The sequence below is a fragment of the Lysobacter dokdonensis DS-58 genome, assembly GCF_000770795.1.
In the GTDB taxonomy this organism is placed as follows: Bacteria; Pseudomonadota; Gammaproteobacteria; order Xanthomonadales; family Xanthomonadaceae; genus Noviluteimonas; species Noviluteimonas dokdonensis.
Genome location: NZ_JRKJ01000018.1, coordinates 49,240 through 69,556 on the forward strand (window position 1 = coordinate 49,240; position 20,317 = coordinate 69,556).

Genomic DNA, 20,317 nt, shown 5'->3' on the forward strand with positions numbered 1-20,317 from the left:
CGTTTCAGCGCCCCGGTTTGTAGATGCGGTCGAAGAAGCCGCCGTCGGTGAAATGCGTCTTCTGCGCGTTCGCCCAACCGCCGAACGCAGTGTCGATCGTCACCATCGGCACCTTCGGGAATCGCGCGAGCGCGGCGCGCGGCAGGCCCTTCGGCAGCGCAGGCCGATAGAAGTGGTTCGCGACGATCTGCTGTCCCTGCGGCGTGTAGAGGAAGCGCAGGTAGGCTTCGGCCTGCTGGCGCGTGCCGTGTTTGTCGACGTTCTTGTCCACCCACGCCACTGGCGGTTCGGCCTTGATGCTCAGCGAAGGCACGACGATGTCGAACTTGCCGCGCGTCTGCGCGTCGTTGGTGGCGAGCAGCGCTTCGTTCTCCCATGCGATCAGGACATCGCCCATGCCGCGTTCGACGAAGGTCGTCGTCGCGCCGCGCGCGCCGGTGTCCAGCACGGGCACGTTGCGGAACAACTTGGCCATGTAGTCGACGACCTTGCCACCGTCGCGATACTCGCGCGACGCCCACGCCCAGGCGGCGAGGTAGTTCCAGCGCGCACCGCCCGACGTTTTCGGATTCGGCGTGATGACGGCGACGCCCGGGCGCGCGAGGTCGTTCCAGTTCCGGATCTTCTTCGGGTTGCCCTTGCGCACGAGGAAGACGATGGTCGAGGTGTACGGTGCGCTGTTGTAGGGCAGGCGCGACTGCCAGTTCGCGGGCAGGAGTTTGGCCTTCTGCGCGATGGCGTCGATGTCCGCGGCGAGCGCGAGCGTGACGACGTCCGCGCCGAGGCCTTCGATCACCGCACGTGCCTGCTTGCCCGAGCCGCCGTGCGAGGTGCGCAGGTTGAGGTCTTCGCCGGTCTGTTTTTTCCATTGCGCGGCGAAGGCGACGTTGACGTCTTCGTAGAGTTCGCGCGTGGGGTCGTAGGAGACGTTGAGCAGCGTCGTACGCGCCGACGCGGTGCCGGCGAGCAGGACGAGTGCGAACGTGGCGAGGAAAGGTTTCATTCGTGACCGTCGGGGGAGTGGAAAGCGGGGCATACGGTTGCGCAGGTTCGTCCGGGCGCCATTCGGGATGCGTGATGGCCTTGGCCCATCGTCCTCTTGCACCGCCCATCGCGTCGGCGTATTGCTGCCCCGACCAAGCGACGGAGAGCCGGGCATGCGTCTTCGGGGATCGATGTTGTCGTTGGGCGCGCTGGCCGCGCTCGCCGCGTGTTCGAACAACGGGTACGTCACGTTCCGTGGCGCCCTGCTCGTCCCGCCCGCCGGGCAGCAGGGCGAATGCCGCCTGTCGCTGCCGCAGTTCAAGGACACGCCGGACGAAGGCGACTACACCCGCGAGATCCACGGGCAATTCCAGCAATCCTTCCCCATCGATGCGCAGACCCGCGATTACGAGGTCGAGATCGCCTGTGCGGGGTACGAGCCCCTGCGCCGGACGGTGCACCTGGACCAGGGGGAGTTCGGGGTCGACTTGGGAAATCTGGTCCTCGAAAAGCGCTGAGGTCTTTCGCGTCAGCCACTTGACGCGCAAACGCGAATCACTATCATTTGCCGCTAGACAGGCTCGGCGGCAAATGGATGCTTTGGCACGCGCGGACATCGCAGGCCCCACCCGGCACGCAGCAGGCGTTGCCCACCCCGGCGCAGCTGGCCGGCCTGGGCCCGGTGCTGTGCCTGTCGCGGGTGCAACCCGGCGGCGCGCTGGCCGGATGGGCCCAGGCCGCGCGGTCCGAGGTGGCATGCGCCGTCGAGCGTGAAGGCCCCTGCGAGGCAATCCATTTCGTCGATCTCCGCGGCCGCCCCTGCTGGCGCCTCTACCTGCTGCCCGACAGCGACTTCCTGGCCTGGGATGCGCTGATCGCGCCGCTGCGCAAGCGCGTCGACCGCGCATGGCACGCCGCGCGCGGCCATCGCCTCGAGCGCCGCCTCCATGTCGAACGCTGGTCGGCGACCGTGCTGTCGCTGCGGGCCACGTGGTCGCACGTCGACGAGCGCCTGGCGCTCGCGGCGGATCGGTGTTTCGTCTCCCCGCTCGGCCTGTCGATCGCGCATCGAATCGCGCGCAACGAAGGCATCCCGCTCGACGCCCCGAATTCCACCGATTGCTGCTGCGCGCACCACGCGTGGCGATGACCGCCTTTCCGGCAACTACAAGAAGGATCGGCCTACATCGTTGCGCCGGTGATGCTGACGGCGCTGGCCTGGTCGTTGTGGCTTACGCGGATGACGAAGGGTTGGCGAGACGGCGGCGCAATTCGGTCAATCGCATGTCCCCCGCTCCACCCGGCGAAACACGCGCCGCCAGACTCGCCGAAGGATCGCCTTCCGCCCACTTCGCCGGATCGGACGCCTGCTTGTACGCCTCGCGGAACGGCACGCCCTCGCGTGCGAGATCGACCGCCAGGTCCGTCGCATACATCGACGGATCGAGCGCCTCGCGCATGCGGTCGACGTTCCAGTCGAGGTTGCGCAACAAATCCGGCAACAACGCGAGCGCGGCCAGGCCCTTGCCGAAGCCATGGAACAGTGCACCCTTCGAAATCTGCAGGTCCCGGTGGTAACCGCCCGGCAACGACAGCAGGTGTTCGATCTCGCTGCGCGCGGCCGCAACGCTGGCATAGGTGCCGCGCATCAGCTCGACGACATCGGGGTTGCGTTTGTTCGGCATGATCGAACTGCCCGTCGTGTACTGCGAGGGCAGGCGCACGAATCCGTACTCCGCCGTCGTGAACACGCTCAGGTCCCACGCCAGGCGGCGCAGGTCGAGCATCGCGCTCCCGAGCGTTTCCAGCGCGGCGATCTCGAACTTCCCACGCGAGAGTTGCGCGTAGAGGGGCGAGACCTGCATGCGCGCGAAACCCAACGCTTCGGTCGTGTGCCCGCGATCGAGCGGGAGATTCACGCCGTACCCGGCGGCCGTGCCGAGCGGATTGGCATCCACCCACGCGCGCGTGTCGGTGGCGCGTTGCGCATCGTCGATGAACGCTTCGGCCCACCCCGCCCACCACATGCCCGCGGAAGAGACGACGGCGCGTTGCAAGTGCGTGTATCCCGGCATCGGAATCGACGCCTCGGCCTCCGCGCGATCCAGCGCGATGCCCGCCACTTCGCGGCACAACGCCTGCACCAATGCGAGCTTGTCCTTCAGCCACAGACGCGTGGCGACGAGGATCTGGTCGTTGCGGCTGCGGCCGGCGTGGATGCGACGCCCCGCGTCGCCGAGGCGCTCGGTCAGGCGCGCTTCGATGGCCGAATGCCCGTCCTCGAAGCGCGCATCGAGCACGAACGCACCGCTGCGGAAATCCTCCGCCAGCGCGGTCAACTCACGTTCGAGCCCCGCGAGCTCATCGCTCGTGAGCATTCCGATCCGCTGCAACCCCTGCGCATGGGCGCGGCTGGCGGCGATGTCGTGCAGGAAGAATTCGCGATCGAGCAGCACGTCGTCGCCGGCGAGGAACGATTGAATCTGCGCGTCGACCCGGACGCCCGGCTTCTGCCACAACAGGTCGCTCATGCGGCCTCCGCGTGCGCATCGAGGGGAATGCCGGCGAACTCGTCGAAACCGAACGCCAGGTTGAGGTTCTGCATGGCCTGCGTGGCCGCGCCCTTGAGGAGATTGTCCTCAGTGGCGACGACGACCAGGCGATGCCCGTCCTCCGACAGCGTGAAGCCGCCGATGTCCACGTGGTGGCGGCCGGCGATGCCGCTGACCCACGGCGCGTCGTCGACGACGCGCACAAGCGGTTCGCTGGCATACGCCTCGCGATAACGCGCACGCACGGCGTCGCGATCGAAGGCGGTGCGCAGATGCAGGTTCGCCGTGATGGTCAGCCCGCGGAAATGCGGCGCGACGTGCGGCATGAATTCGATCGGATGCCGCAACCGCGCACTCACCTCGCGCTCGTGCACGTGGCCCGTGAGCGCGTACGGCATGAGGTTGTCGAGCAACTTGCCCGGATCGTTCTTGTCCGAGGGCGTCGTGCCCGCGCCGGAGTAACCCGAGACACCGAAACATTGCACCGGCCCGTCGAGGAACTCGCGCATCGGCGCGACCGCCAGTTGCATCGCGGTCGCGTAGCAGCCCGGGTTGCTGATGCGGCGCTGGCCTGCATGCTTCGCACGCGTCAGCTCCGGCAAGCCGTAGTACCACTGCGGGTCGAAGCGGAAGTCCGCCGACAGGTCGACGATCACCGGATCGACATCCGCGAAATCGAACGCCGCCACGTAGGCGGCGGCTTTCCCATTCGGCAGCGCGAGCACCACGGCGTCGGCGCCCAGCGCCGGAATATCCTCGAGCGCAGGGGCGCTGTAACGCAGCTCGCCCAGGTACGCGGGCTCGAACTCCGCGACGCGATGCCCCGCCCGCTCGCGCGAGGAGACGTACGCCAGGTCGAACTGCGGGTGCCCGCAGATGAGCTTGATCAGTTCGGTGCCGACGTGCCCCCGCGCACCGACGATGCCGATGGTCGCCTTGCCGCTCATGCGTGACGCCCCATGCGGCCGATGAGGTTCTGCTTCACCGCCGGCCACTCCGCATCGATGATCGAGAAGTTCACCGTGTCGCGCAGCGTGCCGTCGCGATGGCGGACGTGGTTGCGCGTGATGCCTTCTTCCTTCGCGCCCAGGCGCGCGATGGCGGTGCGCGAGGCGAGGTTGAACCAGCTCGTCTGCAATCCGACCGAGGCGCAGCGCAAGGTTTCGAACGCATGGCCGAGCAGCAACAACTTCGCTTCGGTATTCAGGCCCGTGCGCTGCACGCTCGCGGCATACCAGGTGTACCCGATCTGCAAGCGCGGCACTTCGGGTGCGAGCTCGTAGTAGCGCGTGGTGCCGACGATCTTGCCTGCGCCATCGCGGACGACGAATGCGAGCTGGTCGCCTTTCGCCTGCTTGCCGAGCGCGCCGTCGATGTAGGCATCGACGTCCTTGGCTTCCGGCACGTTCGTGAACCACAGGTCGTACAGCCGGCCATCCTCCACTGCTGCGCGCAGGCCGTCGGCGTGCGCGGGCGTCAACGCTTCCAGGCTGACATGGCGGCCCCGCAAGGTCGGCGGCGTCGTCCAATCGGCGGTCGTCATGCCGCATCCTCCAGGGTGGCGGGCCTTGCGGCGCAATGATCGACGCAGCGCGCGATTTCGTCGAGCGATTCGACCCCGTACCAGTACACGTCCCAGCGCGGCTGCTTCAGGCACCCGTCGCTTTCGGAGAAATAGAACGCGTTGACCGGATTGCCGCGGCGCGAGCGCCAGAACATGCGCGGGTTTTCCTCGCGCATGACGTTCCAGACCGCACGGCCGAGGCCTTCGCCCTGCGCTTCGTCGAGGACGGCGAACTTGTCGAGGTACACGCCCGCATCCTCCTGCGTGAGGATCACCGCGACGCGGTAATTCTCGCTGACGTACGCACGATGCAGCGTCGTGCGCTCGAAGTAATCCGGCAACAGCTTGCGTCCGAACGCGGACTCGATGAGCGTGCGCATGCGCGGCAGGTCGAGTTCGTCCCAGCGCGTCGCCGACAGCACGCGTTCGCCACGCCGCACCAAGGTGCCGGAGCCGGTGTGCGTGAACAGTTCCTTCGCCAACTCGGCCGGCCGAGTGATCGACACGGATGTCGACAGCGGCAGCGTGTCGAGCAACGCCTTGATCTGTTCGATCTTGACCTTCATGCCGCCATGGATCCACGGCTGCGCGATCAGATGTTCGTACTCGGTCGAGAGATTGATCGAGTCGATCACGTTGCCCGCATCGTCCAGCAGGCCGCCCGTGCCGGTGAGGAACACGATCTTGTACGGTTGGAGCTTCTGCACGAGCTCGTTCGCCGCGAAGTCGGCGTTGATGTTGAGGATCTGTCCGCCGGCGGTTTCGCCCAGGCTTGCGATGACCGGGATCGAACCGGCCTGCAGGCTCGCCTGGATCGGCGCGAGGTCGACGCGCTTCACTTCGCCCACCAGGCCGAGCGATTCGCGATCGAGATACTCGGCTTCGAACACGCCGCTGACGATCGACGTCGCGCGCGCGTCCTGCGCCTGCAGTGCTTCGACGAGCTTGAGGTTCTGCGCATGGAAGACGCGTCGGACGATCGCCAACGCTTCGGGCGACGTCACGCGCAACCCGTTCACCGTGCGCTTCTCGATACCGGCGGCGGCGAGTTCGTCGTCGAGCTGCGGGCCCGCGCCGTGCAGCACGATGGGCGTGAGGCCGACGTCCTGCAGGAACGCGAGCGACGAGGTCAGCGCTTCGAGATCGTCGCGCAGCACCGCGCCGCCGACCTTGACGACGGCGAAGCGCGCCGCGTCCAGTTGCGAGAAGCGCTTGAGGTACTGCGAGATCTCCTTCGCGCCGGCCATGCTCGAAAGCAGTCGGACGATGGTCTGGCGGGTCTGGGGATCGTGGATGTGCATGACGTTCATTCGAGGATGCGCACGATGGAGTCGGTGTAACGCTGCAGTTGGTCGAGGGCGACCCATTCGTCGGCGGTGTGCGCCTGGGCGATGTCGCCCGGTCCGTAGACGAATGCGGTCATGCCCGCGCGCGAGAAGAGCGACGCCTCGGTCCAGAAATCGACGGCGTTGCCGATGGGCAGGCCGAGCTCGTCGGCGAGGTCGCGCGCTTCCAGGCGCCGCGCTTCGGCGAGCGCGATGTCGCCCGACGGCAGCGACGGGCCGCGGAAGGTTTCTTCGTAGCGGGCGAGCGCGCCGGGTTCGGCGAGCTTGCCGAACGCGTCGTGCAACTGCTCGAACGCCATCGACGGCAACGGACGGAACCCGAAACGCACTTCCGCCGCCGGCGCGATCACGTTCGCCTTGATGCCGCCTTCGACGCGGCCGATGTTGAAGCGCAGACCCGTCAGCCCGCCGAAGCGCTGGTGCGATTCGGCGTCCACGAGATCCAGCGCGCGGCTGCCCCAGCGCATCGCGTGGTGCAGCGCGCTGGCGTGCAGCGCGTTCTCGCCCGACGCATGGCCCGCCTGGCCCTGGAAACGCAGCAACACCGAACTGATGCCACGATGCGCGAGCACCGCTTCGCATTGCGTGGGTTCGGCAATGATCGCTTCGGCGAACCCGTGATCGCGTGCGAGGAATGCATCGATGCAGCGCGCGTCGTTGGCTTCCTCGTCGCTGCTGAACAGGAACGCCGCGTCGCCCTGCGTCACGCCTGCTGCGGCGACCAGGCCCGCAGCCGCGCCCTTGATGTCGCATGCGCCCAGGCCGATCGCACGATCGGCCGTGATGCGCAGGCGCAACGGATCGGCCGTCCACGCGGGCGAGGACGGCACCGTGTCGAGATGGACGTTGAACACGCGGCGCGGGTTGCCGCGCACGGCGAGCAGCGACACCGCGCCCTCGCCATGGTCGGTCACCGTGCACTCGAAGCCCGGCAGATGCGCGCGCAGGTACGCGAAGATGCCCGCCGTCGTGATCGCCCGCGGCGGGTTGCGCGTGTCGAACGATACGAGCGATTCGAGATGGCGAAGGACGCGATCGAGCACCTCAGCGGTCCTTTTCGTTCACCTGGGCCCACAACGTGCTGCTCATGCCGAACAGGCGGATGAAGCCTTCGGCTTCCTCCACGCCCCAGTCGGCCGATTGCGCGTAGGTGGCGCCCTTCGCATTGAGCAGGTGCGGCGAACGGATTGCGACTGCGTCGACGCGGCCGCCGCGCGTTTCGAGCACGACTTCGCCGTTGACCATGCGCTGGCTGGAGGCGAGGAAGGCTTCGAGGTCGGTCTTCAGCGGATCATGGTAGAAGCCTTCGTACACGAGCTCGACCCACTTGCGCGCCACGTCCGGCTTGAAGCGGTTCTGCTGCTTGGTCAGCACCGCTTCCTCCAGTGCGCGATGCGCGGCGAGCAACGCGGCCAGGCCCGGGGCTTCGTACACGATGCGGCCCTTCAGGCCGATCGTCGTATCGCCGGTGTACATGCCGCGGCCCACGCCGTACGGCGCGAACAGGGCGTTGAGCTTGGCGAGCAACTGCGCACCGGGCATCTGCTTGCCGTCGATCGACACTGCTTCGCCTTTCACGAACGCGATCGTCACTTGCAGCGCATCGGCCGGCCATTGCTCGCGCGGTGCGCACCAACCGCGGGCGCCTTCGCCCGGCGCTTCCCATTTGTCGATCTCACCGCCCGACAACGTCACGCCGAGCAGGTTTTCGTTGATCGTGTAGGCCTTCTGCTTGGCGCGCACGGCGAAGCCGCGTTCCTCGAGGTACGCCTGTTCGTACGCGCGCGTCTGCGTGTGCTCCTTCTGGATCTCGCGGATCGGCGCGACGATCGTGTAATCGCCGCTCGCCTTCACCGCCAGATCGAAACGCACCTGGTCGTTGCCCATGCCCGTGCAGCCATGCGCGATCGCGCGCGTGCCGAGTGCATGTGCGCGTGCGAGCGTCGCATCGACGATCAGGTAACGGTCCGACACCAGCAGCGGATACTGGCCCTGGTAACCCTCGCCCGCCATGACGAAGGGCTTGACGAAGCCGTCCCAGATCGCGGGACCGCCGTCGATGGTGACGTGCGAGGCCACCCCGAGTTCCGCGGCGCGCGCTTCGATGGTCGCGCGTTCTTCCGCATCGACGCCGCCGGTGTCGGCGAACACGGTGTGAACGTTCCAGCCCTGCTCCTGCAGGTACGGCACGCAGAAGGAGGTGTCGAGGCCGCCGGAAAAGGCGAGGACGATGTCTTTGTTCATTGGAGATCGGTTCCGGGAATAAGGAGTCAGCGGCGCTGGCCGATGAGCGAGGCCATGACCGCTTTCTGCACGTGCAGGCGGTTCTCGGCTTCGTCGATGGCGATGCATTGCGGCGAATCCATCACCGCGTCGGTGGCCTTCACGTTGCGGCGCAGCGGCAGGCAGTGCGAGAACACGCCGTTGTTCGTCAACGCCATCTTGGCTTCGTCGACGATGAAGTGCTGGTGCGCATCGCGGATGGGCTTTTCCGGCGCCCAGTTGCCGAAGTACGGCAGCGCGCCCCAGCTCTTGGCATACACGGCATCGGCGCCGCGATACGCGCTTTCGATGTCGTGGCTGACCTGCAGGGAGCCGCCGCTTTCGGCGACGTTCTGCGCGGCCCACTGCATGTAGCGCTCGTCGAGGATGTACTCGGGCGTCGGGCACAGCAGCGTCACGTCCATGCCCATGCGCGTGGCGATGGTGAGCGCGGAGTTGGCCACCGCGGTGTTCAGCGGCTTGGGGTGGTAGGTCCACGTCAGCACGTATTTCTTGCCGCGCAGGTCGGTGGTGCCGAAGTGTTCCTGCAGCGCCAGGATGTGCGCGAGCTCCTGGCACGGGTGCGTGATCGTCTCCATGTTGATCACCGGCACCGACGAATATTTCGCGAACCCCTTCAGCACGCGGTCTTCGCGATCCAGCGACCAGTCGACGAACTTCGGGAACGCACGCACGCCGATCAGGTCCACGTAGCGCGACAGCACGCGCGCGACTTCGGCGATGTGCTCTTCGGTTTCGCCGTCCATCACCGTGCCGAGGTCGAACTCGATCGGCCAGGCGTCCTTCCCCGGCTGCAGCACCACGGCGTGGCCGCCGAGCTGGAAGGCGCCGATCTCGAAGCTCGTGCGCGTGCGCATCGAGCTGTTGAAGAACACCAGCGCGATGGACTTGCCTTCGAGTGCCCGCGGGCCGAGCGGCTGCTGCTTGTACTGCGCAGCCATCGCGAGCACGGCGTCGAGCTCGTCGCGCGACCAGTCCTGGGTGTTGAGGAAGTGCCGGAGCGGAACCTGTTTCATGGAGCGTCCTGTGGGGAAGGAAATCGCCGGGCCATGAACGAAGAAACCCAGCGCAAGGGCTGGGTTTCTGGCGGATCCGATACGACGCGGCGCGCTACCCAGCGAAAATGTGGGGGAGCGGTCGGCGCGCGCGCGAGGTCATGCCCGCCGCCATGTAGGCGGAGGTGAGGACGTCGGCGTCGGCGCGGCAGGTCTGCATCGGGCGCGCATGGTCGCACCGACGGGCCGTCGTTGCAATGTTCACTTGCGCGGCGGGATGTAGGGAACGACGCTCACGCGCACGCGCAGGCGGTTGCCCGGGTCGTACGGCAGGCGCGAGCGGTACTTCGTGCCGCGATAGACGTAGTCCACGTCGTAGGCGATCGGGCGGCGGAACTCGCGCACCACCGGCACCATCTCGCAGTTTTCCTGCTGGGGCGCGGGCTCGGGCTTGCGCGACACGGCGCCCTTCACCGCGCCGACGATCTTCGCCAGGCCCTTCTCTTCGGCGGCATGCGCCTGGTCGGAGCACCGCGGTTCCATCCGCGTGGCGCGCAGCACCTGGTAGATCGGCTGCACCCGCATGACCTGGGCGAAGTCCATCCGCACGTTCTCGGGCTGCAGCACCGTGGTGCCGGCGTCCTGCGCGAACGCCGGCCGCCCGGCGAGGGCCAGGGCAAGGAGGACGGCAAGACGGAAGGACGTGAAGAGGCGCACGCATTCAGTGTAAAGGCCGGACGCGGGCTGCGGCCTGAATCAGGGCTTTCCCGACCGCTAGAATGGCGCGGTTTCCCCATCCCCCGACCCATGGCCCTTCGCCTCCACAACACCCTGACCCGCCGGGTCGAGCCTTTCGCGCCGCTGGACCCCGTCAACGGGCCCACCATGTATCTGTGCGGGCCGACGGTCTACAACTACGTCCACATCGGCAATGCGCGCGGGCCGGTGGTGTTCGACGTGCTGGCCGCCCTGCTCCGCCGCCGGTTCGGCCAGTTGCGCTACGCGCGCAACATCACGGACGTCGACGACAAGATCAACGCCGCCGCGCGCGAGGCCGGCGTGCCGATCTCCGCCATCACCGAACGATTCACGCAGGTCTATCTCGACGAGATGGCCGCACTCGGCGTGCAACCGCAGCCGCTGCAGCCGAAGGCCACCGAGCACATCGCACAGATCATCGCGATGATCGAGCGCCTGATCGAGCGCGGGCACGCGTACGCCGCGGAGGGCCACGTGCTGTTCTCCGTCGGCAGCTACAAGGATTACGGCAAGCTCTCGCGCCAGTCCCCCGAAGACATGCTGGCCGGCGCGCGCGTCGACGTCGCGCCCTACAAGCAGGATGCGGGCGACTTCGTGCTGTGGAAGCCTTCGACCGACGATCTCCCCGGCTGGGATTCGCCCTGGGGCCGTGGCCGCCCAGGCTGGCATATCGAATGCTCGGCGATGGCCGAGGCGCACCTGGGCGAAACGATCGACATCCACGCCGGCGGCATCGACCTGCAATTCCCGCACCACGAAAATGAAGTCGCGCAGAGCGAATGCGCGCACGGCGGCAAACCGTTCGCGCGCTTCTGGCTGCACAACGGGATGCTGGTGTTCGGCGGCTCGAAGATGTCGAAATCGCTCGGCAACGTCGAACGCATCCACACACTGCTGGAACGCTACCCCGGCCGCTCCGAGGCGCTGCGTTATGCGCTGCTTTCCGCGCACTACCGCCAGCCGCTGGATTGGACGCCGGCGCTGGTCGAGCAATCGATCCGCACGCTGGATCGCCTGTACGGCACGCTGCGAGACCTGGGCGACGTGGACGCGACGGCGGTGATCCCGCAGTCGGTCGAAGAGATGCTCGACGACGATCTGAACACGCCGCAGGCATTGGCCGAACTCGCGCGCCTGGCCGGCGACGCGCGCAAGGCCGAGGGCGCCGATGCGCGGCGCGATGCCAAGGCCGCGTTGCTCGGCGCGGGCCTCGCGCTGGGCTTGTTGCAGCGCGAACCGTCGGAGTGGATCGCGGGCGAGACCTCGGACGACGACGACGCGCGCATCCAGGGCCTGATCGACGCACGCATCGCCGCCAAGGCCGCGAAGGATTTCGCCCGCGCCGACGCCATCCGCAAGCAGTTGGCCGACGACGGCATTCTCCTGGAGGACACGCCCCAGGGCGTACGTTGGAAACGCGCATGAACGCCGTCGCCGACCACCGCGTGTTCCCGCTGGAGCCCACCGCCGCCGATGCACAGGCAGCGATCGCGGAGGAGTTCGCCTTCTTCGGTGATTGGTCGGAGCGTTACCAGTACCTCATCGACCTGGGCCGCAAGCTGCCGCCGTTCCCCGATGCGCTGAAGACCGAGGAACATCGCCTGCACGGGTGTCAGTCGATGGTGTGGATCGTCGGCGAAGGCGATCCGCAGCGCCTGGATTTCGTGGCGACCAGCGATTCGGCCATCGTCGCCGGCTTGTGCTTCCTCGCCCTGCGCGTCTATTCGGGGCGCTCGGCGAGCGAGATCCTCGAGACCGAACCGGATTACGTGAACGACATCGGCCTGGCCAAGCACCTCTCGCCGACCCGCAGCAACGGCCACGCCGCGCTGCTCGCCTTCATCCGCGAGCGTGCGCGGGCCGCCGCGTGAGCGCCGACGCACTGCCATCGCCGCTGCGCAATCGCGCGTTCCTCGAACTGCTGACGTATCGCATCCTCGCGATGCTGTCCTACCAGATGGTCGCGGTGACCGTCGGCTGGCACATCTACGAGATCACGGGCGATCCGCTGGCGCTGGGCCTCGTCGGCCTGGCCGAAGTCATTCCGTATTTCTGCGTCGCGCCCTTCGCCGGTTATCTCGTCGACAACCTCAAGCGCCGGCGCCTCGGCGCGATGGCGTGCGCGGGCCTGGCGATCACCGCGACGCTGCTCGTGTCCTTCGCCGCCGGATGGACCGCGGCGGCGGGGACGTGGCTGATCTACGCGGCGATCGCGCTGACGGGCACGGTGCGTTCGTTCCTCACGCCGATCTACAACACGCTGTTCGCGCGCGTGTTGCCGCGCGAGCAGTACGCGCGCGGCGCAGGGCTCGGGAGCGTGGTGTTTCAGCTCGGGCTCGTGCTGGGCCCTGCGTTCGGCGGCGTGATGGTGGCCTGGGCCGGGAAGACCGCTGCGTACGGCGTCGCCGCGGCATTCGCGATGGCCGCGGGCCTGGCGCTGATCACCATGCGCATCGACGAGCCGCACATTCCGGCCGAACGCGCGCCGATCTTCGCCAGCATCGGCGAAGGCCTGCGCTTCGTGTTCGGCCACCAGATCCTGCTCGGTGCGCTGGCGCTGGACATGTTCGCGGTCTTGTTCGGCGGTGCGGTCGCGTTGCTGCCGGCCTTCATCAAGGACGTGCTGCACGCCGGCCCCGAAGCGCTGGGCATCCTGCGCGGTGCGCCGGCGGCCGGTGCGGTGATCGTGGGTCTGTGGATGGCGCGCAAGCCGCTGGAGAAACACGCCGGGCGCGTGCTGCTGATCGCGGTGGCGTTGTTCGGCGTCTGCATCATCGGCTTCGCGCTGTCGACGCACCTGTGGCTGTCGGTGGCGCTGCTGTTCGCTTCGGGCCTGTGCGACGGCGTGTCGGTGGTGCTGCGCTCGACGATCCTGCAACTCGCCACCCCCGACGCCATGCGCGGGCGCGTCTCGGCGATCAACGGGATCTTCATCGGTTCGTCGAACGAACTGGGCGCCTTCGAATCGGGGCTGGCGGCGAAGATCCTCGGGCTGGTGCCGAGCGTGATCTTCGGCGGATGCATGACGATGTCGATCGTGGGCATCACGGCGAAGTTCGCGCCGAAGTTGCGCAGGTTGAACCTGAAGGACCTGCACTGAGGCAAAAAAAAGCCCCGCTTTAGCGGGGCTTTCTTCATGCGTGCATCAATCGCCCATCTGCTTTTGCAGGTGTTCCCAGCGTTCCTGCTCGTCGATCGTGCGTTCGGCGGTCAGGCGGGCTTCCAGTCGGTCCAGGCCGATCTCTTCGCCCGAGTCCACGCTGTAGCCGTATTCGCCGGCGTCCAGGCGCTTGAGCGTGCTGTCGATCTTGCCGATCAGCTTGCGATAGCGGTCGCGGGTGCGCAGCTCGAGCGAGTTCTCGGTCTCGCGCGTCGCACGTTCGGCTTCGTCGCCGACGTCGCGCACTTCGTCCTTGAGGTTCTCGATGGTCTGCTTGGATTCCTCGACGAGGTCCGCGCGCCAACCGAGCAGGCGCTGGCGGAAATATTCCACCTGCAGCGGGCTCATGTACTCCTCATCCTGCGAGGGCTTGTAACCCTGCGGAACGACGGGGCGGCCCGTGCCCTCATCGGTCTTGTAGTCGACGACTTTCACTTTACCCCGCGGTGCAGGTGCGGCCGGTTTGGCGGCCACGGCAACCGCCACTTTGCCCTCCGGGCGTGGGCGGGGCGTGACGGCGGGCGCAGCCGACGAGGCGGGCTTGGGCGACGTCGCGAGCGCTGGCTTTGCGGATTTCGCCGCGGCCTGCGGTGCGGGGGCCTTCGCTTCGACCTTCGGCGCCGGCGTGACCGGTGCGCTCTTGGTCGCGGGCTTCGCGGCGGGCTTCTTGACGGCGGCGACGCGCGTCTCGGGCTGCTTCGCGGGCGCTGCGGCCTTCACGGGCGCGGCCTTGGCGACGGGCTTGACCGGAGCGGCGGCCTTCTTCGCGGGCACGGGCTTCGCGGCGGGCTTCACGGCCTTGGCGGGCGCGGGCTTCTTCGCGGGCGCGGCTTTCTTCGCGACGACGGGCTTCTTCGCAGGCGCGGCCTTCTTCGCGACAGGCTTCTTCGCCGGCGCGGGTTTCTTCGCTGCGGGTTTGGCGGGCTTTGCGACGGGCTTTTTCGCCGCAGTCTTCTTCGCCGCCGGCTTGGCGACCTTCTTCGCGGCCTTGGCGGCCTTCTTCGCTGGTTTCTTCGCTGCCACGAGCGGTACGTCCTCGTTCCCTTGAGGCGGGAAAGCGCGCTGTTATACCCTGCCCCGTCATGGGCGGCAACCCGCGAAACCCGTGGACAAAGGCCGCAATTCGACAATCGTGATCGATCGACTGCTCATCGGGGCCCTGCGCGGATACAAGCGCTGGATCAGTCCATTGCTGGGTCCGCGTTGCCGGTTCGCGCCGACGTGCTCGGAATACGCGATGCAGGCCATCGCGCGCTTCGGCGCGGTGCGCGGGACCTGGCTGGCCGCGCGGCGCGTCGCGCGGTGCCACCCGTTCCACCCCGGCGGGCACGACCCCGTGCCGCCACGATGAACGCCCACTGCGCGTGCATCTGAATGCGCGCATGATGCCAACGCACTCCTCAAGGACATGACATGCCCGCGACGTCCAAGCCCACGCTGATCGTCAACGCCCGCCTGGTGAATGAAGGGCGCGAGTTCGAAGGCGACCTGCGCATCGAGAACGGCCGCATCAGCGCCATCGGCAGCGGCCTGTCCCCGCGCGACGGGGAACACGTCGTCGACGCCGCGGGGCGCCGCCTGCTCCCGGGCATGATCGACGACCAGGTGCACTTCCGCGAACCGGGCATGGAATACAAGGCGGACATGGCGACCGAGTCCGCCGCGGCCGTCGCCGGCGGGCTGACCAGCTTCATGGACATGCCCAACACCAACCCGCCGACGCTGGACAGCGCCGCGCTGGAAGACAAGTACAAGCGCGCCACGGGCCGGGCGTGGGGCAACTTCGGCTTCTACATGGGCGCCAGCAACGACAACATCGAGGCGATCCGCGCGCTCGACCCGCTGCGCGCACCGGGCATCAAGGTGTTCATGGGCGCATCGACCGGCAACATGCTCGTCGACAACCCGGAAACGCTGGACGCGATCTTCCGCGACGCGCCCACGCCGATCATCACGCACTGCGAAGACACGCCGATGATCGACGCCGAGCTCGCGATCTACAAGGCGAAGTACGGCGACGACATCCCCGCCGCGTGCCACGCCGACATCCGCTCGCGCCAGGCGTGCATGAAGTCGACGCTGCTCGCGCTGGAACTGGCGCGCCGCAACGATACGCGCCTGCACGTGCTGCACATCTCCACGGCCGACGAACTCGCGCTGTTCGAACGCGGCCCGTTGATCCGCGCCGATGGCACGCGCAAGCGGATCACCGCCGAAACCTGCATCCACTTCCTGCGCTTCGACCGCGCGGACTACGCAACGCTCGGCCACCTGATCAAGTGCAATCCTTCGATCAAGGATGCGAGCGACCGCGAGGCCTTGATCGCCGCCGTCGCCGAGGACGTCATCGACGTGCTCGCCACGGACCACGCACCGCACACGCTCGAAGAGAAGTCGCGTCCCTACACCGGCGCGCCGAGCGGCTTGCCGCTCGTGCAGTACGCGTTGCTGGCCGCGCTGGAACTGGTGCACGAAGGCCGGCTCACCAACGCGCAGGTGGTGCAGAAGGTCTCGCACGCGCCGGCGCAATTGTTCGACGTCGCGCAGCGCGGCTACCTGCGTGAAGGCTACATGGCCGACCTGGTGCTGATCGACGACACGCCGCTCACCGTGCGCCGCGAGGACGTGCTGTCGAAGTGCGGCTGGTCGCCCTTCGAAGGCCGCACGTTCCATTCGCGCATCGGCGCGACGTGGGTCAACGGCGTGCTCGCATGGGACGGCTCGCAGTTGGTGGGCGGGCCGAACGGGCAGCGGCTGGAGTTCGCGCGCGTCTGATCGCGCGCGAATGTCGGCGGATTACGCCCAGCCCAGCATCTCGACGAGGCGGAACATCCCGTAGGCGATGCCGCCGGCGGCGGGGATCGTCAGGATCCATGCCCACACGATGCGCTCGATCACCGTGATCTTCAGCGCGCGCGGGTTCTTCGCGAAGCCCACGCCCATGATCGCCGTGGAAATCGAATGCGTCGTCGATACCGGCATGCCGAAGTGCGCAGCGGTGACGAGGATCGTGGCGCTGGCCGTTTCCGCGGCGAAGCCGTCGATCGGATGCAGCTTCACCATCTTGTGGCCGAGCGTCTTGATGATGCGCCAGCCACCCGCGGCGGTGCCGGCGGCCATGACCAGGGCGCAGGTGACGACGACCCACGTGTCGATGTCCTTCTCGCCGCCGTCCGGATGCAGGAAGCCCAACCATGCCGGCAGGTCGTTCAGCGCGCCCGATGCCTGCGCGCCGAAGATGGCCAGCGCGATGATGCCCATCGTCTTCTGCGCATCGTTGGTGCCGTGCGCCATGCCCATGTAGGCCGCCGACACGATCTGCGCCTTTCCGAAGAACGCGTTGACCCAGCGCGGCCGCGCCACCCGCGCGAACGGACCGCCCGCGCGGAACAGCGCGGCGATGATCGCGTACAGCAGCCCGAGGATCAGCACGCCGAGCAGGAAGCCGAAGAACGGCGAACTCACCATCGGCAGGAAGACCTTCCACAACAGGCCCTTGTTTGTGGACCAGTCGCCGTCACCGGCCTTCGACCAGATCAGCGCGCCCCAGTTGTTGTGCGCCGCCGACAGCGCCGCGCCGCACAACCCGCCGATCAGCGCGTGCGACGAGGACGACGGCAGGCCGCGCCACCACGTGATGATGTTCCAGGCGATCGCGCCGAGCAGCGCGCAGATCAGCACCTGCGAGGTCACCGCGACGACGTCGGTGTTGATCAGGCCCGAGGAGATGGTCTTGGCCACCGCGGTGCCGAGGAACGCGCCGACGAGGTTCATCCCGGCGGCCAGGATGACGGCCTGGCCCGGCGACAGCACCTTGGTCGCCACGACCGTCGCGATGGAATTGGCGGTGTCGTGGAAACCGTTGATGAACTCGAAGATCAGCGCGAACGCCACCACGAGCAGCACGAGGGTGAGCATGCGATGCGCCCCTGGGTCAGCTGTTCTTGAGCGCGATCGAATAAGCGACGACGCCCGCCTCGCGGCAGCGGTCGATCGCCTTCTCGAGGATCTCGAAGAATTCCTTCAGCAGGAACATCTCCGCGGCATCGAGGCGACCGGAGTAGATGTCGCGGTGCAATTCGAGGATGAGGCGGTCGGCTTCGGCTTCGATCACGCGCAGGCGATCGTTGAGTTGCTTCATCGGCTCCAGGCGCAGGTGCTGCAGCTCGGCGACCATCTGCACGACGACTTGCGCGGCCTGTTCGAGCATCGCCGCGCGCGGCGCGAAGTCGATGCCTTCCAGGCGATGGCGCGCGAGCGCGAAGCGGTCGGCGAAGCGCTCGACCTGCTTGGGGATCTTGTAGAGCGCCGAACCGAGCGACTCGATGTCCTCGCGCTCGATGGGCGTGATGAAGCTGTCGACCAGCGCCTGGCTGATCTTGTCGGAGGCCACGCGCTCGCGCTGGCGGGCGAGCTTGAAGGCTTCCAGCGCCGGCGTGCGCGTCGGCGACTTCAGCATTTCGTGGAGGGCCACCGTGCTGTCGTGGGCGGCGACCGCGGCGTCGTTGAGCAGGCTGTAGAACTGCTTGCCCTGTCCGAAGATCGTCTGCAGGGAGAACATGCGGGGCGGCTCCGTTTCACGGTGGTGACGATAAAGAGGCGCAATTATGACAGGCAGTCGTATGACAAGCGTATGACAGCCCCGCCGCCGGGCGGCTGTTATGATGCCGCCGCGCCCCCGCGCACCCCATGGACGACGCCACTCCCGCCCCCGCCGAACACCCCCCGGCCTTCCCCCGAATGGACGCGCCCGCGTGCTCGAGCTGCTGATCGTCGCCTTCCTGATCGTCCTCAACGCGTTCTTCGCGATGTCGGAGATGGCGCTGATGACCTCGCGCAAGCTCAGGCTCAAGCAGATGGCCGAGGACAACCGCGGCGCCCGCTGCGCGCTCGCGCTGGCCGAGCATCCGGACAACCTGCTGTCCACCGTGCAGGTGGGCATTACCGCGATCACCGTCCTCACCGGCTTCTACGGCGGCGAATCGCTCGGCGCGATCATCTCCGCCAACCTGCGGGACGTGGCCTGGGTCCAGGAACACGCCGGCAAGATCGGCACGGCCGTCGCCGTGGTCCTGATCACCGCAGCGTCCGTGGTCTTCGGTGAACTCGTCCCCAAGCGCCTGGCGCTGACCAATCCGGAAAAGATCGCCAGCATGGTCGCGATCCCGATCGATTGGGTCTCGCGCGGCGCGCGGCCGCTGGTCGCGACGCTGTCGGCGACCAACCGCCTCGTCTTGCGCCTGCTGGGCATCAAGGACGACGCGCGCGGCGCCATCACCGAAGAAGAAATCCAGCTGCTCGTGAGCGAAAGCCACGAACAGGGCGTCATCGACGCCGACGAACGCAACATGATGACGCGCGTCATGCGCCTGGGCGACCGCACCGCCGAGAGCCTGATGACGCCGCGCATGCGCATCGCGTGGCTCGACGCGGCCGCCGACCGCGAGGAGAACCTGCAGACGATGCGCGAGACGCCCTACTCGCGTTATCCGGTGTATCGCGGCAACGACGCCGACGTCATCGGCGTGCTGGAAGTGAAGACACTGCTCGACGAGCTGGCGAAGACCGAACCGGAGTTGTTCCGCGACATCCGCCCCGCGGTGTTCGTCTCCGAATCGACGCATGCGCTCAAACTCCTGGAAATCTTCCGCGAAGAACAGCAATCGATCGCGCTGGTCGTGGACGAATACGGCGAGATCCAGGGCATGGTGACGGTCACCGACGTGATGGGCGCCATCCTCGGCCGGTTGCAGTCGATGCAGTCGGACGAAACCGATGCGATGGTCGCGCGCCGCGACGATGGGTCGCTGCTGGTCGACGGCGCTTTGCCAATCGAGGACGTGCGCGAATTGCTCGGCGGCATCGCGTTGCCGGACAGCGAAGCGCTCGACTACCACACCGCCGCGGGCATGGCGATCGCGCATTTCGGGCGCATCCCCAACGTCGGCGAGTATTTCGATTGGGACGGTTGGCGCATCGAAGTGGTCGACCTCGACGGCCCGCGCGTCGACAAGCTCCTGCTGCAACCCCTGGACCCGGACGCGGACGATGAATGACGGGCAGGCGCAAGCGCCGCACGCCGAGCGCGGCACCCGCGCCATCCTCGACGCGCTCGCCGAGGGCGACCCGAACGATCTGCTGACGCTGCGCGACCTGTTGTCGGGCCTGGGCCGTCGCGCATTCGGCATGCTCGCCTTCGTGTGCGTGCTGCCCGCCTTCATCCCGATCCCCATCGGCGGCGCGATCAGCGGCCCCTTGCTGATGTTCATCGGCGTGCAGATCGCCATCGGCCTGCGCAAGCCGTGGTTGCCGGAGTTCATCGGCAAGCGCGGCGTGCACCGGCATGCGATCGCAAAATTCGACAAACGCCTGTCGCCGGTCTTGTCGCGGCTGGAAAAAGTGGTGCGCCCGCGCATGGCGTGGATCCTAGACAGCCGCATCGCCGGGCTGGTCACGGGCGTGTTGCTGGTGCTGCTCGGGTTCCTGTTGTCGCTGCCGATCCCGCTGACCAATTACCTCTTCGGGTTCACGCTGCTGGCCTTTGCGCTGGCATTGCTGGAACGCGACGGCGCGTTGATGCTCGCGGCGTGGGTGGTCGGCATCGTCGCCGCGGCGTTGAGCTGGAACCTGGCGGTCCAGGCCGCGCACGGCCTGGATCTGTTGATCTGACGTCG

Annotated in this window: 21 protein-coding genes; 9 read left to right on the forward strand and 12 right to left on the reverse strand. The window is 67.5% G+C overall.

Annotation, left to right across the window (positions count from 1 at the left end):
* Nucleotides 1-4 precede the first annotated feature (4 nt).
* Nucleotides 5-1,036, reverse strand: a complete 1,032-nt coding sequence (locus LF41_RS11340; protein WP_084073565.1) for a sulfate ABC transporter substrate-binding protein — start codon at nt 1,034-1,036, stop codon at nt 5-7.
* Between the two features lie 121 nt (nt 1,037-1,157).
* Between LF41_RS11340 and LF41_RS11345 the strand changes: the two genes are divergently transcribed.
* Both LF41_RS11345 and LF41_RS11350 read left to right on the forward strand, forming a co-directional pair.
* Nucleotides 1,158-1,502: a hypothetical protein gene (locus LF41_RS11345; protein ID WP_152599996.1), complete on the forward strand. Its 345-nt coding sequence runs from the start codon at nt 1,158-1,160 to the stop codon at nt 1,500-1,502.
* 77 nt (nt 1,503-1,579) lie between these two features.
* On the forward strand, nt 1,580-2,134 hold the full coding sequence (locus LF41_RS11350; RefSeq protein ID WP_036170041.1) for a hypothetical protein: 555 nt from the start codon (nt 1,580-1,582) through the stop codon (nt 2,132-2,134).
* Nucleotides 2,135-2,216: 82 nt separating this feature from the next.
* Here the strand turns inward: LF41_RS11350 and argH are convergent, their stop codons facing one another.
* From argH to LF41_RS11390, 8 genes are all read right to left on the reverse strand, one after another.
* On the reverse strand, nt 2,217-3,515 hold the full coding sequence (gene argH / locus LF41_RS11355) for an argininosuccinate lyase (RefSeq protein ID WP_036169763.1): 1,299 nt from the start codon (nt 3,513-3,515) through the stop codon (nt 2,217-2,219).
* Nucleotides 3,512-4,483, reverse strand: coding sequence for an N-acetyl-gamma-glutamyl-phosphate reductase (gene argC / locus LF41_RS11360; RefSeq protein ID WP_036169765.1), 972 nt, complete (start codon nt 4,481-4,483; stop codon nt 3,512-3,514). Before argC ends, argH begins: the two co-directional genes overlap by 4 nt.
* Entirely contained in the window at nt 4,480-5,079 is a 600-nt protein-coding gene (locus tag LF41_RS11365; protein ID WP_036169767.1) for a GNAT family N-acetyltransferase, read from the reverse strand. The genes argC and LF41_RS11365 overlap by 4 nt, the downstream gene beginning before the upstream one ends.
* Nucleotides 5,076-6,401, reverse strand: coding sequence for an acetylglutamate kinase (locus LF41_RS11370; RefSeq protein WP_152599997.1), 1,326 nt, complete (start codon nt 6,399-6,401; stop codon nt 5,076-5,078). The genes LF41_RS11365 and LF41_RS11370 overlap by 4 nt, the downstream gene beginning before the upstream one ends.
* Nucleotides 6,402-6,406: 5 nt before the next feature.
* On the reverse strand, nt 6,407-7,489 hold the full coding sequence (locus LF41_RS11375) for an acetylornithine deacetylase (protein WP_036169771.1): 1,083 nt from the start codon (nt 7,487-7,489) through the stop codon (nt 6,407-6,409).
* A 1-nt stretch (nt 7,490) separates the two neighbouring features.
* Nucleotides 7,491-8,690, reverse strand: a complete 1,200-nt coding sequence (locus tag LF41_RS11380; protein ID WP_036169774.1) for an argininosuccinate synthase — start codon at nt 8,688-8,690, stop codon at nt 7,491-7,493.
* Between the two features lie 26 nt (nt 8,691-8,716).
* Nucleotides 8,717-9,745, reverse strand: coding sequence for an N-acetylornithine carbamoyltransferase (locus tag LF41_RS11385; RefSeq protein ID WP_036169776.1), 1,029 nt, complete (start codon nt 9,743-9,745; stop codon nt 8,717-8,719).
* Nucleotides 9,746-9,985: 240 nt separating this feature from the next.
* Entirely contained in the window at nt 9,986-10,399 is a 414-nt protein-coding gene (locus LF41_RS11390; protein ID WP_052116384.1) for a hypothetical protein, read from the reverse strand.
* A gap of 132 nt (nt 10,400-10,531) precedes the next feature.
* Between LF41_RS11390 and cysS the strand changes: the two genes are divergently transcribed.
* From cysS to LF41_RS11405, 3 genes are read left to right on the forward strand one after another with little or no spacing between them, the layout of a single operon-like run.
* Nucleotides 10,532-11,908, forward strand: a complete 1,377-nt coding sequence (cysS, locus tag LF41_RS11395; protein ID WP_036169782.1) for a cysteine--tRNA ligase — start codon at nt 10,532-10,534, stop codon at nt 11,906-11,908.
* Nucleotides 11,905-12,354, forward strand: coding sequence for a SufE family protein (locus tag LF41_RS11400; RefSeq protein WP_036170043.1), 450 nt, complete (start codon nt 11,905-11,907; stop codon nt 12,352-12,354). Before cysS ends, LF41_RS11400 begins: the two co-directional genes overlap by 4 nt.
* Entirely contained in the window at nt 12,351-13,583 is a 1,233-nt protein-coding gene (locus LF41_RS11405; protein WP_036169786.1) for an MFS transporter, read from the forward strand. The genes LF41_RS11400 and LF41_RS11405 overlap by 4 nt, the downstream gene beginning before the upstream one ends.
* 45 nt (nt 13,584-13,628) lie before the next feature.
* On the opposite strand, the gene dksA is transcribed toward LF41_RS11405, so the two are convergent.
* Nucleotides 13,629-14,666, reverse strand: coding sequence for an RNA polymerase-binding protein DksA (gene dksA, locus LF41_RS11410; RefSeq protein ID WP_036169789.1), 1,038 nt, complete (start codon nt 14,664-14,666; stop codon nt 13,629-13,631).
* A 109-nt stretch (nt 14,667-14,775) separates the two neighbouring features.
* Between dksA and yidD the strand changes: the two genes are divergently transcribed.
* Nucleotides 14,776-14,994 carry a membrane protein insertion efficiency factor YidD gene (yidD, locus tag LF41_RS11415; protein ID WP_084073591.1) on the forward strand — a complete coding sequence of 73 codons (219 nt, stop codon included), beginning with the start codon at nt 14,776-14,778 and terminating at the stop codon, nt 14,992-14,994.
* Nucleotides 14,995-15,056: 62 nt separating this feature from the next.
* Complete coding sequence (locus tag LF41_RS11420) at nt 15,057-16,418, forward strand: dihydroorotase (RefSeq protein ID WP_036169791.1); 1,362 nt, start codon at nt 15,057-15,059, stop codon at nt 16,416-16,418.
* Between the two features lie 21 nt (nt 16,419-16,439).
* Here LF41_RS11420 and LF41_RS11425 read toward each other — a convergent pair whose 3' ends face one another.
* Both LF41_RS11425 and LF41_RS11430 read right to left on the reverse strand, forming a co-directional pair.
* The gene (locus LF41_RS11425) at nt 16,440-17,561 is read right to left on the reverse strand and encodes an inorganic phosphate transporter (protein ID WP_036169793.1); all 1,122 of its coding nucleotides are present in this window, start codon (nt 17,559-17,561) and stop codon (nt 16,440-16,442) included.
* Nucleotides 17,562-17,577: 16 nt separating this feature from the next.
* Nucleotides 17,578-18,204, reverse strand: a complete 627-nt coding sequence (locus LF41_RS11430; RefSeq protein ID WP_036169795.1) for a DUF47 domain-containing protein — start codon at nt 18,202-18,204, stop codon at nt 17,578-17,580.
* Between the two features lie 193 nt (nt 18,205-18,397).
* Here LF41_RS11430 and LF41_RS11435 point away from each other — a divergent pair, with 193 nt between their 5' ends.
* Both LF41_RS11435 and LF41_RS11440 read left to right on the forward strand, forming a co-directional pair.
* Nucleotides 18,398-19,699, forward strand: a complete 1,302-nt coding sequence (locus LF41_RS11435) for a hemolysin family protein (RefSeq protein WP_036169797.1) — start codon at nt 18,398-18,400, stop codon at nt 19,697-19,699.
* Nucleotides 19,692-20,312 (forward strand): exopolysaccharide biosynthesis protein, encoded by a 621-nt coding sequence (locus tag LF41_RS11440; RefSeq protein WP_052116369.1) that lies wholly within the window; start codon nt 19,692-19,694, stop codon nt 20,310-20,312. The genes LF41_RS11435 and LF41_RS11440 overlap by 8 nt, the downstream gene beginning before the upstream one ends.
* Nucleotides 20,313-20,317 lie beyond the last annotated feature (5 nt).

Coding starts and splice junctions, on each gene's coding strand:
- LF41_RS11430 (WP_036169795.1), bottom strand. CDS start 18,204: ATGTTCTCCCTGCAGACGATCTTCGGACAGGGCAAGCAGTTCTACAGC.
- LF41_RS11440 (WP_052116369.1), top strand. CDS start 19,692: ATGAATGACGGGCAGGCGCAAGCGCCGCACGCCGAGCGCGGCACCCGC.
- LF41_RS11400 (WP_036170043.1), top strand. CDS start 11,905: ATGAACGCCGTCGCCGACCACCGCGTGTTCCCGCTGGAGCCCACCGCC.
- LF41_RS11370 (WP_152599997.1), bottom strand. CDS start 6,401: ATGCACATCCACGATCCCCAGACCCGCCAGACCATCGTCCGACTGCTT.
- LF41_RS11385 (WP_036169776.1), bottom strand. CDS start 9,745: ATGAAACAGGTTCCGCTCCGGCACTTCCTCAACACCCAGGACTGGTCG.
- LF41_RS11350 (WP_036170041.1), top strand. CDS start 1,580: ATGCTTTGGCACGCGCGGACATCGCAGGCCCCACCCGGCACGCAGCAG.
- argC (WP_036169765.1), bottom strand. CDS start 4,483: ATGAGCGGCAAGGCGACCATCGGCATCGTCGGTGCGCGGGGGCACGTC.
- argH (WP_036169763.1), bottom strand. CDS start 3,515: ATGAGCGACCTGTTGTGGCAGAAGCCGGGCGTCCGGGTCGACGCGCAG.
- LF41_RS11420 (WP_036169791.1), top strand. CDS start 15,057: ATGCCCGCGACGTCCAAGCCCACGCTGATCGTCAACGCCCGCCTGGTG.
- LF41_RS11380 (WP_036169774.1), bottom strand. CDS start 8,690: ATGAACAAAGACATCGTCCTCGCCTTTTCCGGCGGCCTCGACACCTCC.
- LF41_RS11425 (WP_036169793.1), bottom strand. CDS start 17,561: ATGCTCACCCTCGTGCTGCTCGTGGTGGCGTTCGCGCTGATCTTCGAG.
- LF41_RS11345 (WP_152599996.1), top strand. CDS start 1,158: ATGCGTCTTCGGGGATCGATGTTGTCGTTGGGCGCGCTGGCCGCGCTC.
- LF41_RS11340 (WP_084073565.1), bottom strand. CDS start 1,036: ATGCCCCGCTTTCCACTCCCCCGACGGTCACGAATGAAACCTTTCCTC.
- LF41_RS11365 (WP_036169767.1), bottom strand. CDS start 5,079: ATGACGACCGCCGATTGGACGACGCCGCCGACCTTGCGGGGCCGCCAT.
- cysS (WP_036169782.1), top strand. CDS start 10,532: ATGGCCCTTCGCCTCCACAACACCCTGACCCGCCGGGTCGAGCCTTTC.